This is a genomic window from Vibrio sp. 378 (genome assembly GCF_033339435.1).
On the sequence record NZ_JAWOUO010000443.1, the window covers coordinates 1 to 761 of the forward strand.

Genomic DNA, 761 nt, shown 5'->3' on the forward strand with positions numbered 1-761 from the left:
CAGTAAAAATCGCACTTTACGATTCACAGGGAGCACGAGCGGGTTATCCACTTCAAGTAGGTAATGCGCACCTTTCATCTCTAAACCGTCAATCTGCTTTTGGCTGGTTGCGATCAAGCTGAAAAATTCCACATCTTCACCAAAGTAGCTGTAATGCCACTTCCATTGCGAACCTGTGATTTGAATGGTGATATCCGATTGGCTAGTGTCTTCCATTGCGACTAAAGTTTTCGTTGCGGGAATCGCCATCGCGACAAGAATGATGATAGGGATTACAGTCCAAATAATTTCCACTTTGGTGCTTTCGTGGAAATGCGCGGCAACTGCACCTTTTGATTTGCGATGACGAATGATGGCATAGAACATAACACCAAAAACAACCAGAGCTATCGCGCAACAAATGTAGAAAATGAGCATATGTAATTCATACACTTGCTCGCTTATCGCCGTGACCCCTTTGGTCATGTTGAGTTCATTGTCCTTTGACCAACCGTAGGAGGAGAATGTGATTAAAATCACACTCAGTGGTATGGCTAGAGTAGTCGCTAATCTTTTCAAAAGATCTCTCCTCTGCTCAGCCGCTACGCTTGCGCGAGCTTCCTTGCGTCCTATTGCAAATATCGAACAACTTTACGAAAAATCACAAAAAATACGATTTCGACACAGTTTGTTATATTTATGTTAAAAGGCTAGTTATAGTTCCAAAGTTCTTCAAGAAATTAAATGTGATTAAATTTTGTTCAGACAGGAAAAATAAGTTC

Annotated in this window: 1 protein-coding gene; it reads right to left on the reverse strand. The window is 41.3% G+C overall.

Features of this window, described 5'->3' with window-relative positions; all coding sequences use genetic code 11:
* Nucleotides 1-558 (reverse strand): cytochrome c oxidase subunit II transmembrane domain-containing protein (locus R7Q48_RS26825; RefSeq protein ID WP_318133278.1); only part of this gene is annotated, 558 nt, incomplete at its 3' end.
* Nucleotides 559-761: the final 203 nt, after the last annotated feature.